Raw genomic sequence first — 12820 nt, 5'->3', positions numbered from 1 at the left:
AGAGCGCGACGCGATCAGAAAAGAGGAAATGCGAAACTTCATTTGTCCTGAATTCAATCCGGATCAGCCTTATCGCCGCCGTAATAAGCGGGCAGACTTAGGTGTGAGAGGAAAACGGGGCGTCAGTTCCCAAGCGAGCAGGACACAAAAATGAAGACGAGATCACGCTTTCTAAGCGCCGTACTTGTGGCCACCAGAGAGCAAAAACTGGAGATGCCGTGGAAACGGGTTTCCAGCAATTCGGTCAGAGTTGCGCGCCGCCTGGCGGCCCGACGCTGATGATGACTTACCCGCGAACCAAGCTGCCGGTTCCGGGGAATAAGACGCACAGCGGAGGGTGCTCCGATCCGGTGTGCGGCCTGCCGCCAATATTTGCGCGGCTCAATACCGGGGCGTGTGTGCGCTGGCAATTTCGCCTGCGTTTGTATGGGTTTGTCTGGGGGGTCATTGTGCTGACCAAAAATGTAGGAATTTCCTTCGCAAAAAGCGATCTGCGTTTCTGTCGCCTTGCGTGTCGCCGCTTTCTTCCAAGACATGGAAATAACCGATCAGGCTGGCCTGTACGGGGGTCTTGCCTGCCTGCGCGGTTTTCAGAGGGGACGGAATTGTAATGGCTATTCCAAATTCTTTATCACGCGCCGCCAGAAATGCTGTTGAAACCTCAGCATTGCTGCGCGAGGCGCCAAGACCGACCACACAACACAAGGCGCAGCTGCGGCGCTATGAGGTCAGTACGCTGATGAAAAACGGCGATGTGGTCCAGACCCGCCATATCGCACCTGCCCTGCCGATGTTCGAGGACGCGTTCTGCGCTTTTACCCGTGGGGCGTTGGTTGAAACAGAACTTGGCCCGATGGCGATCGAAGACTTGCTGCCTGGCGATACGGTCCTGACACAAGATGGAGTGTCGGAAACGGTGCTGTGGAAAGGGTCGGTCACCCTTATTCCTGGCCGCGTGGATTCGCGGGGCCGGACGCGCCCGTTAACGCGGATCATGGCCGACACATTCGGAATGCAAAAACCAATGTCTGGCGTGATCGCTGGCCCTGCTGCCCGGTTGCTGGGCACGCCCGCACATTTGCGGCACCTGCACGGTGACGGTCAGGTTCTTACACCGGTTAACGAATTTCAGGACGGCATGAGCGTCATTGAGACCCTGCCACCGACACCGGTTGAACTGTTTCATATCTGTCTGAAACGGCACTCGGTCATCCGGGTCGACGGTCTGCAATTCGAATCCTATCACCCTGGCATCAACGCTATTCGCAGGGTCAGCCGGTCCTTGCGGTCGGTTTACCTGAACCTGTTCGCGCATGTCGAATCGCTGAACGATTTCGGCCCATTGGTCATGCCGCGCGCGGGTGATGGCGAGGTGGATGCGATATCAGCCTAGTTCAATACAATTTCTGCAATGTGGGGGCAATATGCAGTTGTTACTTAGTTGGATGGTTTATGTGTCGGTGGCAGCGTTCCTGCCACCGGTGAAATCACACCCGAAATATCTGGAATTCAGGCCGTCCGGCCCATGCGTTCCTCGAGAACATCGAATGGCACGCCTGGTTCGTCTTTTGCGCCGCGAATAACAAGCGAAGTCTTGACGCTGGCCACATTCGGCGTGGTCAGCAGCTTGCCGGTAAGAAACTGCTGAAAACTGCTTAGGTCAGGCGCAACGCATTTCAGAATGAAATCAACTTCGCCGTTCAGCATGTGGCATTCCCGAACCAAAGGCCATTCGCGGCAGCGTTCCTCGAATGCGGTCAACTCGGCTTCGGCCTGACTTTCCAGACCGACCATGGCAAAGACTTGAACCTCAAACCCCAGCTCGCGTGAATTTACATCGGCATGGTAGCCGCGGATCAGACCTGATTCTTCAAGGGTGCGTACGCGCCGCAGGCAAGGCGGGGCAGAAATTCCCACACGTTTTGCCAATTCGACATTGGTCATGCGACCGTCTGCCTGCAATTCCGCCAGAATCTTGCGGTCAATCTCGTCCAGCCGTATCGCGACCATCAAATACTCCTGAATTTTTCGGTTGTTATATCAGCACCCGGCAGATGCGCAATAATCTTTCGTGAATGCGCAATATTGTTTATTTTCAATGTTCTTATTCAACCGTCATTTACCTAGCGTCTGACAAGCGTAAATCAGGAAGGGGCTTTAAGCGCGGCACAGGGGTCGCTATATCCATCCGCCAGGGGCCACGCGCCCAAATCAGGCAGATCGAGTTGGGGGTACCATGAGCGAGACACGTCACACCAAGGTTCTGATCATCGGATCGGGACCGGCCGGTTACACTGCGGGCGTATACGCAAGCCGCGCGATGCTTGAACCGATCCTGGTTCAGGGAATCGAGCCTGGCGGTCAGTTGACAACAACCACCGACGTCGAAAATTACCCCGGTTTCACCGAAGTTCAGGGGCCTGATCTGATGATCAAAATGCAAGAACATGCCCAGGCGATGGGTTGTGAGGTCATCGGCGATATCATCAGTGATCTGGACATCAGCAAGCGCCCTTTCACCGCAAAAGGCGATAGCGGCAATATTTATACTGCGGACGCGGTCATTCTGGCCACCGGTGCGCGCGCTAAATGGCTGGGCCTGCCGTCGGAAGACAAGTTCAAGGGTTTTGGTGTTTCGGCCTGTGCGACTTGCGACGGCTTTTTCTATCGCGGACAGGAAATCGTGGTCATCGGTGGCGGCAACACCGCCGTGGAAGAAGCGCTGTTCCTGACCAATTTCGCCAGCAAGGTTACTCTGATTCACCGACGCGACGAACTGCGGGCCGAGAAAATTCTGCAGGATCGTTTGCTGAAACACGAAAAGATCGAACCGATGTGGTTCCACGAGTTAGAAGAAGTGATCGGCACCGATTCCCCACTGGGCGTCGAGGGTGTGCGCGTCAAGAACGTCAAAACCGGTGAGATCGCCGAGGTTCCCTGTAAAGGCGTTTTTGTCGCCATTGGTCACGCGCCAGCAAATGAGCTGGTAAAGGACTCGCTGGAAACCCATATGGGTGGGTATGTGGTGACCAAGCCGGGCTCGACCGAAACCTCGGTGCCGGGTGTTTTCGCGGCAGGCGATCTGACCGACCACATCTATCGTCAGGCCGTCACGAGCGCCGGTATGGGCTGTATGGCCGCGCTGGATGCCGAGCGGTTCCTGGCGGAACAGGACTAGGCTAATGCTGGAGTTCTCCGGCCCGGTCTGGAGAATTCTGTTTCTCTCCCAAAGTGACGCCCCTTTGGCCCCTGCCCGGGCGCCCGAGGGGCGTTTTCATCATTCAGGGCAGATTGCTCTCTATGCCTCTCTCAGCGCCGAAGGCGCAGGGGTCGCCATTCAGCGGTACGTCTCGCCTGACGATCCGCCGCGGATATTGCAAAGAGGCCAAGTTACTGGTGCAAGACTGGTCGATCTGAGGGGCCAGCCCGATGCGTCGATTATCTGGCAGGATATCCACGAAGAACGGGGCGTTTCACCGACATGGCGCTTCTCTGATCACGCCCGCGATATGGGTGCTGACGGGTTAATCTACAGCTCTCGGTCCCGACCGGAGCTAAGCCATATCGTGCTGTTTACTCTTTCGCCAACGATTTTTTTCGCTGAAACCCAAGCAACCCCGTGGACACCGCCATTTACGTAACCATAACTTGACCCACTCGCGTCGCCGTACCAGACTCGGGAACACGCGCGGCGAATACAGGTGGCTTGATTGAAAAGCGTTTTATGGCAAGGCGGGTGGACAACCCGGCTTAGGATCATCAGCGGTCTTACCCTGTTCGCCTTTGCCTTCTTTCATTTCATCAATATCGGGTTGGGGCTGTTCCATACCGATTACCTGCACGGCATGCAGGATGGGCGCCACGCAGTTACCCGGCACAGTCTGGGCAGCGTGATCTTGTATCTGGCACTGTTCGTCCACCTTGGCCTTGCGCTTTATTCCATTAGCCAACGCCGAACGCTACGCATGCCCTTCAGCACGGCCTTGCAGGTCATTCTGGGGCTGTTGATCCCGCTGCAACTGATCTCGCATATCGTGCAGACGCGCTATGCCCACGAAATCTATAACGTCAATGACGAGATGGGATACATCATCATTCTGATGTGGCCCAACTCGGCGATCTGGATGCAAAGCCTGCTGTTGCTGGTGGTTTGGGTCCACAGTTGCATTGGGCTGCACATGTGGCTGCGACTGACCCGCTGGTGGTCCAGATGGGTGCCTTACCTGATCGGTCTGGCGGTATTTGTGCCCAGCTTTGCACTGGCTGGGTTGCTTACCGAAGGGCGCCGCATCTGGGCGGATTTTGCCGATCCGTTCCTGCGCGATCAATATATCGAACATTACAACTGGCCCACGCCCGAGGCCTTTCAGGTCATGTTCAGTGTCAAAGACAATGCGTTAATGGCCTTCTGGATCGCCTTGGGGGCCTCGCTGGCGGTATATGCTATCCGCAAACTGTGGCGCCGCAGGCACTCGGTCCGGGTCAAGTATGTCGATGGCCCCGAGGTCGTGGCCGAAAAGGGCATGACCCTGCTTGAGATTTCGCAGGCCAATGGCATTCCACACACGGCCCTTTGCGGGGGCAAGGGGCGTTGCACCACCTGTCGCGTGATCATTGAGGATGGCGCGGATCAACTGCCCACCCCGGATGAGGTTGAAACCCGCAGCCTTGCCGCCGTCAGCGCCCCGACTGGCGCAAGGCTGGCCTGTCAGATACGGCCAACCGCCCCCCTAGTTGCGTTTCGGATGTTCCGCTCTGATGGCAAGCGCGGACGAGCCCATGCCAGCCAAGGGCAGGAACGCAAGCTGGCGGTTCTGTTTCTCGATATGCGCGGGTTCACATCGCGGACCACGGGCCAGTTGCCCTATGACATCGTATTCCTGCTGAACCGTTTCTTTGATGCCATCGTCCCGGCAATCACGGCGGATGGCGGGGTGGTCGACAAATACATGGGCGACGGCTTGCTGGCCGTGTTCGAAACCCCGAATGCCAAAGACTCGGCCCGTGCCGGGCTGAAGGCCGCCGCCGATGTCAGCCGCGCGCTTGAGTATTTCAATCAACAGCTTCAAACCGAAGGCAGCCCCCGGATACGCATCGGAATGGGTCTGCATCTAGGCGATCTGGTACTAGGTGAAATCGGCGCTGCAGGCAGTTCTGCGCGCACCATTATCGGCGACGCGGTTAATGTGGCCAGTCGTCTTGAAGGCCAGACCAAGGCGCTTGGGGCGGAACTACTGGTCTCGGCCGAATTACTGCAGGCGGCTGGGTATGACGGCGATCTGTCCGGACTGCAATCGTTTGAGCTGCGCGGCGTGACACAACCGGTTTCCGCGCTGCCGGTGACGCGTGCTGCGGACCTTATGACGGACAAGGCCGCCTAGGAACGGATGTACTGAATTCACACGACAGGCGCGTGTCAGCGGGATACAAGTCGGGAAAAGCTGCGTCAGGCGAAAAATCCTTCCATTCCGGACAAAAACCGCGCATATCGTCCTTAATTTCGTGAATGTATATGGACTTCGCCCAGCAGCCGGGGCACATGCCCCATAAACACCCCTGAATCACCGATAAAACCGCACTGCGACAAGAGTATTCCTATGACGATGTTAAGCAATCTGGCTCCGATCTCTGAACTGTACGTTTCGTACGAGTCGGCGCAGAAATTGAAAGTGGAAGCTGCCGACCTGACCAGCTGGGACCTGAGCCCGCGTCAGATCTGCGATCTGGAACTGCTGATGAATGGCGGGTTCAACCCTCTCAAAGGGTTCCTGAGCGAAGCTGACTACGACAACGTCGTCGAAAACATGCGTCTGGCCGACGGCACCCTGTGGCCGATGCCCATCACGCTGGACGTCAGCGAAGACTTCGCTGAGACCATCGAATTGGGTCAGGACATTGCCCTGCGCGATCAGGAAGGTGTCATTCTCGGCACCATGACCGTGACCGACCGCTGGACCCCGAACAAAGCGCGCGAGGCCGAAAAGGTCTTTGGTGCCGATGACGATGCGCACCCGGCGGTGAACTATCTGCACAACGTGGCTGGCAAGGTCTATCTGGGTGGCCCCGTAGTCGGCATTCAACAGCCGGTTCACTATGATTTCCGTGGCCGCCGGGACACGCCGAACGAGTTGCGCGCCTATTTCCGCAAGCTGGGCTGGCGCCGCATCGTTGCGTTCCAAACCCGCAACCCCCTGCACCGCGCACACCAGGAACTGACCTTCCGCGCTGCGAAAGAGGCGCAGGCCAACCTGCTGATCCACCCTGTCGTTGGCATGACCAAACCGGGCGACGTCGATCACTTCACCCGCGTCCGCTGCTATGAGGCGGTTCTGGACAAGTACCCGGCATCGACCACCTCGATGTCGCTGCTGAACCTGGCGATGCGCATGGCTGGCCCGCGCGAGGCGGTCTGGCACGGCCTGATCCGCGCCAACCATGGCTGCACACATTTCATCGTTGGCCGAGACCACGCCGGTCCGGGCAAGAACTCGGCGGGTGAAGATTTCTACGGCCCCTATGACGCGCAGGACCTGTTCCGCCAGTTCCAGGATGAAATCGGCGTCGAAATGGTTGACTTCAAACACATGGTATATGTGCAGGAACGCGCCCAGTACGAACCGAACGACGAGATCGCAGACAAGGACAACGTCACGATCCTGAACATCTCGGGCACCGAGCTACGCCGCCGTTTGCGCGAAGGGCTGGAAATCCCCGAATGGTTCAGCTTCCCTGAGGTTGTCACCGAACTGCGCCGCACGTCACCGCCCCGCTCGGAACAAGGCTTTACCGTGTTCTTCACCGGTTTCTCGGGCTCGGGCAAATCCACCATCGCCAACGCGCTTATGGTCAAACTGATGGAAATGGGTGGCCGTCCGGTCACATTGCTGGATGGTGATATCGTTCGTAAGAATCTGTCGTCTGAATTGGGTTTCTCGAAAGAGCACCGCGACCTGAACATCCGTCGTATTGGTTACGTGGCTAGTGAGATCACCAAGAATGGCGGCATCGCCATTTGTGCGCCTATCGCGCCCTATGCCACCACCCGCCGCGCGGTACGGGAAGATATCGAACAGTTCGGTGCCTTCTGTGAGGTCCACGTGGCCACCAGCATCGAAGAATGCGAACGCCGGGACCGCAAAGGCCTTTACAAGCTGGCACGCGAAGGCAAGATCAAGGAATTTACCGGCATTTCAGACCCTTACGATGTACCGGCCAACCCCGAACTGAGCGTCGAGACCGAAAATGTCGATGTCGACAACTGCGCCCATCAGGTGCTGCTCAAGCTGGAAAGCATGGGTTTGATCGCCGCGTCTTAAGCGCAGGCAATTCCATTCAGGCGGCCTCCGACTTTCGGGGGCCGTTTTTTGTGGGCACGATTGACAAGGCGCTGGCCAATTGGTGCATTTGCCTGACCTGATTTGGACGCAACACGCCTATGCCCTCTGACCTGCCCACCATAGCCAGTTTCTGGTTCGGATCAGATCTAAGTTGGCTAGAGGCATTGTGCATCCAATCCTATCTGGATCGGGGTCACCGGTTTATTCTTTATACCGGGCACGAGATCGAAGGCGTTCCCGCAGGGGGCGAATTGCGGCCTGCCAGTGATATCCTCTGGCCCGCGCCGTTTGATATGCCTGCAGGTGACCGGCGACGCGTCGCGGTTTTTTCCGACATTTTTCGTCTGCGGCTGATGCAGAAAACCGATTTTATCTGGGTGGATCTGGACGCCTATTGTGTCAGGCCCTTTGCCTTTCCAACAGCGTATATCTTTGGACAGTCCCATAGCGGAAATTTCCTGACCGGAGTGTTGCGCCTGCCAGCAGACTCGCAAACGCTGGCGCATATGCAGGACTTTGTGACCGCAGCCAATCCGACCCAGCCCTGGCGGGGCGGTCCGCTGCACCGGCGCAACCGTCAACGCATCCGGGACGGTGAGACCTGGGGGATCGAGAGCCTGCCCTGGGGCAGTTCCGGCCCCAAAGCCTTTGCACATTTCCTGCACAAGACCGACGAGGACAGCCATGCCATGCAAGCGGAGGTGTTTTACCCTCTGTCCAAGCATGATCTGTGGAAATTGCACAACCCGTTCACCCCGACCGCACAGATTGAAGGCGACATGGTTCATTCCGTCCACGTCTATGGTCATCAGAAACGGCTGATGGCGCAGAACACGGGCGGTTTGCCGGTGCGCGGATCGTATCTGCAGCGGCTATGCGATCGGCACGGGATTGACTCCGAGGCCCGTCCAATTCTGCAAGAAGGCTGGTTGGCACCCGCTGGTTAGTTCGGGCCCGCGTCTAGTTCAGCGCGCAGAAGGCGCACGGCTCTGCCCTCAAAATCCCCATATTCTGCTGCGTGTTGCTGGATCGCCTGCAGATGCGGCAGGCGCGCGGCGAAATCCTCGATTGATGCGGATTGGATCGCGCGCTGAATATCCTCATTGGTTTCACACAGGATCATACCAGAGGTATCGAAGAAATCGCCGATATTCGGGCAACCCCAATAGATCGGGACCGAGGAGCACAAGATCGCATCCGTCAGCTTTTCCGAAAAGTAATTCTTCTCACGCACGTTCTCGATCACCACAGAATAGCGATACGGTGCTAACCCGTCGGATTTGAGATCAAACGGAGTGTACCCCCGGCCCATGATATCAACATCTGCACCAGTTTCACGCACCCAGTCGATCACCGAATGGCGCAACTGATGCCCTACAAGATCGCGCTTGGCCGAAGCAATCAGCGAACAGGATTTGGTTTTCTCAACCTTCAGGTCCTGCCAGTCGGGCACCATCGTCACGCCATACGGCAGGAACACTGCATTCGGGATGTTGTGTAGCAGCACGTCATGAAAAGTCAGCACCCGGAAGAACCGCCGCCATGTATATCGCAGCATCCGATCATGTTTGGCGTGAATGGCCGAAGGCTCGCCCATCATCAATGAAATCCGCGCGCGGGTACCGCGACGCAAGCGCAGATGCACGGTCGAGTTCGGGTACATGATCAGGTGATCGGTGCGCTCCAGATCGCCCACCGTCTTGCCGGTCAGGCGATCCGGGCACCCTTCGGGCCAGATCAGTTCGGACAGCGAAACCGAGGCCAGTTTTGGCCCCAGCCGATGCCCATATGGCAGGATGGCAATGGCAGGTCGTGTCATTGTGTTGTCTCGGGCAGATCAACCTGCCCCCGCATCAGCACATGACCACGGCCTGCGACTTTGATACCGGTCATCGCATCGCTTGGGCCAACGCGTGTCACAACGGCCTGGCCCGGGCGCCCCATGTCATGACCCTGTTCAGCGATAAAGCTGTCCTTGGGCATCATCCCGTATTTCCACAGATAAGCCGCCATGGCACCGGTGGCCGATCCGGTGAACGGGTCTTCGGGCAGGCTGGGCGGCGCCATCAACAAGCGCGAGAACGTATCGCCAACCGCAGTCGCACCCTGCAGCGTGACAAGGAACGGCTCTGCCATATCCGTGCCAGAAAACCCGGCCTCTGCTGCTACTTTACGCAATATCTCAAGGTTCAATTTCGCCGCGCGCAGGGCCTTGTGATCGCGCAGAATCGTAATGCAAAAGGGCAACCCGGTAGAGACAAATTGCGGCTGAGAGATAATCGCATCCTCAGGCAAACTGACCGAAGCGGCGACCAGATCCGCAGGTACAAGATTGCCGAATTGCGGTGCGACCTGCTTCATCTCGATGTCATCCCCGTTCAATCGGATCGAGACAATTCCCGCACCAGTTTCCAGCGTCAGCGTGTCGCCTTCAACCATGCCACGGGACCGCATCGCCGCGACAGTTGCAATCGTGGGATGCCCGGCAAATGGAATTTCCCGACTGGCCAAATAGTAACGCACCCGGATATCGGCCACATCGGATGGCCCCGTAAAAGTACATTCAGCCAGAGAGGTCTCGCGCACGTACGCCGTGCAAACATCCTCGGGCAAGTCAGCGCCGTCAAAAACCACGGCGCAGCCATTGCCGCCAAAGGCGCGATCACTGAAGGCGTCTACCCAATCGAAATCGAACCAGCTCATCCGCAAAATCCCCTGATGCAGAGTAAATTAGCCGGGCATGTCATGCCGGTTCGTATGTGTCGCGCTTGTTGTTGGGATTGTCACGCCGAAAAATAACCGGCGGGGCCGTTCAGTGAACGGCCACCGGTGACAGATCGTGTTCACGGGCCAGGAAAAAGGCCATATTACGATCTGTCACGAGCGCAAGCTGCTGGCCATCGGAATCGTGAACCGCGTACAACTGATCCAGATCGCCTGCCTTATCCCGGACATCGCGCGGCAGATCGGCAACATCGACGGTTTTCACATAAACGATGCGGTCGCCTTCGGCGTTATATTCAATCGGTGTATTCATAGCTCTTACCCCTTTTTTATGTTGATCGTTTGCACCACGGTCTCAGGCACGGCGCGGGTCAGGTCCACATGCAGCAGACCGTTCTCCATGATCGCCTCGCCCACCTCGACACCATCGGCCAGCACGAACATGCGCTGGAACTGGCGCGCGGCGATGCCGCGATGCAGAAAAATGCGCCCCTCGCTGTCGTCGCGTTGGCGCCCCCGGATCACAAGCTGGCGATCCTCGATTGTGATCGACAAATCCTGTTCCGCGAACCCAGCCACAGCCAGGGTGATGCGGTATGAAAAGTCCGAGGTCTGCTCAATATTATAAGGCGGGTAGCCTTCGTTACCGGCCTTTGCAGACCGTTCCAGAAGACGTTCCAACTGCTCGAACCCCAAAAGATGCGGGTATGAGCCAAGAGTAAGTTTTGACACGTATTTTCGTCCTTTATTGCCAAAGCGACGTGTGATGCGGCCCCGTTCCGGCAACCGCGTATAATAGAATATGGGATTATGCCGTGATGTCCACAAGGTCTGGCCGGATAAACCCTGACACACTATCTTGTGTCACAAGCACCACAAAAGGCACTGAGTCGCTCATGAATGCGCCAACAGATCTTTCGATGAAAACAGATGAGGTTTTGCGGGTTGAACTGGAGGTTTTTCGCCGCCAACACCGTGATCTGGACGAAGCGATCGAGGCGCTGCAGTCCACCGGCACAGCCGATCAGTTGACGATTAAGAGGCTGAAAAAGCAAAAACTTCGCCTGAAGGACATCATTCGTTTGATCGAGGACCGCTTGACGCCGGACATCATTGCCTGAAAACTCCGCCACTCGGCTCACACGCACATTCAAGGCGCTTATGAACCGAGTTTTGCAGTGTTACGTCATATTCAAACGGATGACATCTGTTTCAAGGTGAAACATTTGCGTTTGCGCAGAAGAAATTGGTCGGATCGTATTTCCGCTTAACCTCTTTCATTTGATCAAGATTTTCACCGAATGCCGTCTCTATCGCACTGTCTTCATCGACGCCCAGATAGTTCAGATAAGTTCCGCCCGTGGAATAGGGCGCAATTGCATCATGCATGGACCGCGCCCAGGCAATCTGATCCGCGTCATCCGCTGGATCAGTCCACAGCGGTAGTATCGCAATCAGATAGTCGTGACCGCGTTGCGCAAAGGCGTTGTCCCCATTTGATTTGGACTTTGCTGCGCCAGCGCAATGTTCGATCAGAATGCCCGAACCGGGTATTGTCATCCCTTCGGATTGTGCAACGATCGTATCAATGGCCTCATCCGTCAGCGCGTTGAGATATGCAGATTTCCAGTAGTTCCGGCTGCCTGGCCCATAGGCCCCATCCAGCATGCTTTGTTTGACGGGGAACGGCATCTCGTGCAGGTCGACGACCAAAGGTTCTCCGATCTCCGTCAGGGGTTGGATTGCCTGACGCCCAGCTTCCTTATCGTCTCCAATCCAACACGGCACCATAGCTGTTAGCGGCGTTCCATCCGGTCCCCACAGCAACCCCGCATAGACCGTCAGTTCATCAGGTGCCCGTGAAACGATATCCCGAAAACCTCGCAGCACTTCAGCGGCGTCGGCTCGGGGATATGCAATCATGCCCCCCAACACCGTAGACAGAGGATACGCCCTGTAAAGGAATGACGTCACGATGCCGAAATTTCCGCTGCCGCCGCAGATGCCCCAATAAAGGTCTGGATTCCTGTTCGCATTCGCAGTTCTGATCGAACCGTCCGCCGTTACGACTTCGGCCTCGATAACGTTGTCGCAGGTTGGCCCGTATTTTCGTGCCATCCAGCCGAATCCGCCACCCGTCGTCAATCCACCAATACCTGTCTGCGATACGACGCCCAATGGCACAGCAAGGCCGTGAAGATGTGTTTCGCAGTCTACATCCCCCAACGTGGCCCCGCCCTGAGCGCGTACGGTTTGGGTTTCTGCATCAACATGGACCGCGCGCATGCAGGACAGGTCAATTACGAGGCCATCATCGCAGACGGCGCGCCCACCCACGTTATGACCGCCACCTCTTACCGATACCAGTATGTTGTTTTCAAACGCGAACCTGGCGGCTGCTGCGACATCGGCGGTGCCGTGGCACCGCAGTATTGCACCGGGATACTTGTCAACCAACGCGTTCCAAATACTGCGCGCACAATCATACTCGGGGTCACCGGGCAAAATCAGTGCCCCGCGAATTTGCGATTTGAATGCCTCAATACTGTCCTGCGGCACGGCTTGGCCGTCCCGGTTTTTCAAAACTGTATCTGTCATGGGTACCTCCTCGGGAACCACTGTCCCGCGATCAAGTATACACTAATTCGAATGTATTTTCAGCAGGACATCAGACGAGCCATACGGTCGCCAAACCACATTGCCTCTGGAACCGATTTAGCTATAGTGCGCGCTCTTTCAGACGGCAGGGAAACAAGCGG

Annotated in this window: 14 protein-coding genes; 8 read left to right on the top strand and 6 right to left on the bottom strand. The window is 56.9% G+C overall.

Translation table 11 applies throughout. From position 1 onward, the window contains the following. Positions 1-150 precede the first annotated feature (150 nt). Together ACR0B8_RS00460 and ACR0B8_RS00455 are read left to right on the top strand one after the other, a co-directional pair. Entirely contained in the window at positions 151-279 is a 129-nt protein-coding gene (locus tag ACR0B8_RS00460) for a hypothetical protein (RefSeq protein ID WP_302476795.1), read from the top strand. A 331-nt stretch (positions 280-610) separates the two neighbouring features. Continuing rightward, on the top strand, positions 611-1393 hold the full coding sequence (locus ACR0B8_RS00455) for a Hint domain-containing protein (protein ID WP_170360515.1): 783 nt from the start codon (positions 611-613) through the stop codon (positions 1391-1393). 116 nt (positions 1394-1509) lie between these two features. Here ACR0B8_RS00455 and ACR0B8_RS00450 read toward each other — a convergent pair whose 3' ends face one another. Continuing rightward, positions 1510-2010: an Lrp/AsnC family transcriptional regulator gene (locus tag ACR0B8_RS00450; protein WP_170360517.1), complete on the bottom strand. Its 501-nt coding sequence runs from the start codon at positions 2008-2010 to the stop codon at positions 1510-1512. Between the two features lie 226 nt (positions 2011-2236). Between ACR0B8_RS00450 and trxB the strand changes: the two genes are divergently transcribed. The 5 genes from trxB (at position 2237) to ACR0B8_RS00425 (ending at position 8284) form a co-directional block, all read left to right on the top strand. Further along, complete coding sequence (gene trxB / locus ACR0B8_RS00445; protein WP_170360519.1) at positions 2237-3178, top strand: thioredoxin-disulfide reductase; 942 nt, start codon at positions 2237-2239, stop codon at positions 3176-3178. 4 nt (positions 3179-3182) lie between these two features. Continuing rightward, the gene (locus tag ACR0B8_RS00440; RefSeq protein ID WP_170360521.1) at positions 3183-3641 is read left to right on the top strand and encodes an RES family NAD+ phosphorylase; all 459 of its coding nucleotides are present in this window, start codon (positions 3183-3185) and stop codon (positions 3639-3641) included. Between the two features lie 69 nt (positions 3642-3710). Then, the gene (locus tag ACR0B8_RS00435; RefSeq protein ID WP_226688771.1) at positions 3711-5381 is read left to right on the top strand and encodes an adenylate/guanylate cyclase domain-containing protein; all 1671 of its coding nucleotides are present in this window, start codon (positions 3711-3713) and stop codon (positions 5379-5381) included. Positions 5382-5597: 216 nt separating this feature from the next. Further along, positions 5598-7316: a bifunctional sulfate adenylyltransferase/adenylylsulfate kinase gene (locus tag ACR0B8_RS00430; RefSeq protein WP_170347849.1), complete on the top strand. Its 1719-nt coding sequence runs from the start codon at positions 5598-5600 to the stop codon at positions 7314-7316. Positions 7317-7435: 119 nt separating this feature from the next. Next, complete coding sequence (locus tag ACR0B8_RS00425) at positions 7436-8284, top strand: hypothetical protein (protein WP_170360525.1); 849 nt, start codon at positions 7436-7438, stop codon at positions 8282-8284. Here ACR0B8_RS00425 and ACR0B8_RS00420 read toward each other — a convergent pair. From ACR0B8_RS00420 to ACR0B8_RS00405, 4 genes are all read right to left on the bottom strand, one after another. Then, on the bottom strand, positions 8281-9156 hold the full coding sequence (locus ACR0B8_RS00420; protein ID WP_170360527.1) for a glycosyltransferase family 10 fucosyltransferase: 876 nt from the start codon (positions 9154-9156) through the stop codon (positions 8281-8283). The two genes, ACR0B8_RS00425 and ACR0B8_RS00420, sit on opposite strands and share 4 nt — an antisense overlap. Next, positions 9153-10040 (bottom strand): PhzF family phenazine biosynthesis protein, encoded by an 888-nt coding sequence (locus ACR0B8_RS00415; protein WP_226688772.1) that lies wholly within the window; start codon positions 10038-10040, stop codon positions 9153-9155. Before ACR0B8_RS00415 ends, ACR0B8_RS00420 begins: the two co-directional genes overlap by 4 nt. Positions 10041-10149: 109 nt before the next feature. Continuing rightward, a complete protein-coding gene (locus ACR0B8_RS00410) occupies positions 10150-10374 on the bottom strand; it encodes a DUF1150 family protein (RefSeq protein WP_170360531.1) in 225 nt (74 codons plus the stop codon). 5 nt (positions 10375-10379) lie between these two features. Beyond that, positions 10380-10793, bottom strand: a complete 414-nt coding sequence (locus ACR0B8_RS00405; RefSeq protein ID WP_170347844.1) for an Hsp20 family protein — start codon at positions 10791-10793, stop codon at positions 10380-10382. Between the two features lie 164 nt (positions 10794-10957). Between ACR0B8_RS00405 and ACR0B8_RS00400 the strand changes: the two genes are divergently transcribed. Then, positions 10958-11182, top strand: a complete 225-nt coding sequence (locus tag ACR0B8_RS00400; protein ID WP_058280035.1) for a YdcH family protein — start codon at positions 10958-10960, stop codon at positions 11180-11182. Positions 11183-11273: 91 nt separating this feature from the next. Here ACR0B8_RS00400 and ACR0B8_RS00395 read toward each other — a convergent pair whose 3' ends face one another. Next, positions 11274-12659, bottom strand: a complete 1386-nt coding sequence (locus ACR0B8_RS00395; RefSeq protein WP_226688773.1) for an FAD-binding oxidoreductase — start codon at positions 12657-12659, stop codon at positions 11274-11276. Positions 12660-12820: the final 161 nt, after the last annotated feature.

The sequence above is a fragment of the Ruegeria sp. BH6 genome, assembly GCF_056538105.1.
This window is presented reverse-complemented; position numbering and strand designations above follow the sequence as displayed.